Annotated in this window: 1 protein-coding gene; it reads right to left on the reverse strand. The window is 34.6% G+C overall.

The window, feature by feature from the left end:
• Positions 1–588: 588 nt before the first annotated feature.
• Entirely contained in the window at positions 589–2,040 is a 1,452-nt protein-coding gene (locus QZ562_RS20875) for a TrkH family potassium uptake protein (protein ID WP_293764612.1), read from the reverse strand.
• Positions 2,041–2,600 lie beyond the last annotated feature (560 nt).

Below are 2,600 nucleotides of genomic sequence, written 5' to 3' on the forward strand. Positions count from 1 at the left end.
AGTATTACATTGCCTTGGTGATTGAACTGGTAATAAATATGCAACAGCCTGTTCCATAACATCCTGATTTTTATCACCACATATTTAGAACCACTCCCGTAGACAGATAAAACAGCACATGTTGCACATTGAAATATTAGGACTTCTTAAAACATCAGCTCAATAGTAAAAATGATTTATTATTTTTGATCACTGCAAATGCTACGAACACGTTAAGGGAAAAACAAGTTCTTATGGTGAAGTTGTACATGAGTAAAAGTATACATTTATTACCATTCCTAAATATAATTATTGGGATGCAAAAAGGTACTAGCACAATTAATAGTGAATGTACGAGCAAAGACGCTGGTATATTATTGAGTGGATTGTTAGAAGTAAGCTTATCAAATATCTATGGATTTAGGAGTGTGTATTAATTATTGATGATGTTTAGATTAGTTCTAAACTGTTAGGGTATGGAGTGTCTGGTAACAGAAGCAATAGGCAATGCTTAAAATATTGAATAGAACTAAAAAGTGGTGACACGTATGTTTGAATGTAATTAATTAAGAATTAAATACATTCAAACAGCTGACAATACTCTGGCTTTTAACTTCGCCAAAAAGTTGGAGAAAATAAAACCAATAACGAAAACACTTCTAACCGTCCAAAAAGCATTGCAATTATTAGTAGCCATTTACCGCTATCAGACACATCCGCATAAGTAGCAGCGACTTGACCCAGGCCAGGACCTAAATTATTAAGCGTTGCAGCAGTAGCACTAAAGGCAGTCACATCATCCATACCTGTAGCAATTAAGCCGACCATAATGATAACAAATATCATTGCATAGGCTGAAAAGAATCCCCAAACAGCTTCAACCACTTTATCTGGTAATGCCCTTTCGCCTAGTTTTACTGAATAAACAGCTTTGGGGTGTATTAAACGCTCAACTTCTCGTTTGCCTTGCAAATATAATAAAAAAACACGAATGACTTTTAAGCCACCCCCAGTTGAACCTGCACATCCACCAATAAAGCTTGAGAAAATTAACATAATAGGCAAAAAAGAAGGCCAATTAGAAAAATCTGTAGTGGTGAAACCTGCTGTTGTACTGACAGAGACAGATTGGAGCAATGCTTGATCAAAGGTGATGCGTGAATCAGCAAACCAACTAAATTGAATTAACACAAAAAAACAAATCAACACTAAACTAATTTGAATTGCAAAAAAGGCCCTTAACTCTGGATCGTAAAAATATCCTTTTAAAGAACGACCGCTCGCTGCTGCGTAATGAAGAGCAAAGTTCAGTGCTGCTATCCATAAAAATACTACACAAACTATATTCACACCTGTGCTATTAAAATGCCCTAAACTGGCGTCATAATTACTAAATCCGCCAATAGCAATGGTAGAAAACGCATGACAAATTGCATCAAACCAATTCATTCCAACAATCCAAAATGCTAAGGCGCAAACTACAGTAAGCGATAAATAGATATACCACAGATGTTTTGCAGTATCCGCAATTCTGGGTGTCATTTTAGAGTCTTTGACAGGGCCTGGGGTTTCTGCCCGGTATAATTGCATGCCGCCCACACCTAAAATGGGTAAGATTGCTACAGCTAGAACAATGATTCCCATTCCACCCAACCATTGTAATTGTTGGCGATAAAACTGAATTGCTTTAGGCAAATAATCGATACCTTCAATAACGGTTGCACCCGTTGTTGTCAAACCAGAAAAAGCCTCAAAAAATGCATCTGTAGTAGACATCTGAGGCTGTTCTAGTAACAAAAATGGTAATGCACCAAAACTTGCCAAAACAGTCCAAAATAACACAACAATAAGAAACCCTTCCTTGGCTCTTAAATCATATTTGAAACTTCTGTTAGGATACCAGATGATTAAACCTGTAATTAAGCATAAAAGAAATGCTAATAAAAATGGTAAACCACTTCCATCTTCGTATATGACGGACACAATTACTGGAGGGATCATGGTGGCACTGAATAATGCAACAAGAAGTCCTAAAATTCGAATTATAGTACGGTATTGCATATTTCAGCTTTGCCCCAAAACCATACTGTCACATAACAAAGCTGACGAGTTTGAAAAGAAATGTATTAATTTTGGGTAGCTCATCGGATTAATTTTTTCTTGTAATTATTGTCTGTTAGACACCAAGTTTAAAGTCTAATTAAAAAATAGACACGCTTCACGATGCATTTCCATTCGCAAAAATATTCACAATATTTTATCTATTAAGATAACAGAAAGATCGGTGTCGCCAAAAATATTTTCAACAAATCGAAAACAATCTCAGTTTACCAAATACAAAAACGCGCAAATTTGTTCGCAAGTGCTCACAGACTTATATTTTTGATAATTTGTTTTGTTTTCAAATAAACAACTCTACAGAATAGACCAATCATGGCTTATAATTTTTTATCGTAATTAACTTCAAATACAACTTAAAATAATTTTAAAATGTTCTTTTCTAGCGCGCAACATGAGTGTATCTTCTACGCCTGAATATTTATATTAAATTTCTTTTTGAAACTTTATCCACAAAAATAATTTTGTACAAACTTTATATGTAAAATTAATATGTTTTTAGT

This window comes from uncultured Paraglaciecola sp. (genome assembly GCF_913058035.1).
In the GTDB taxonomy this organism is placed as follows: domain Bacteria; phylum Pseudomonadota; class Gammaproteobacteria; order Enterobacterales; family Alteromonadaceae; genus Paraglaciecola.

Coding starts and splice junctions, on each gene's coding strand:
- QZ562_RS20875 (WP_293764612.1), bottom strand. CDS start 2,040: ATGCAATACCGTACTATAATTCGAATTTTAGGACTTCTTGTTGCATTA.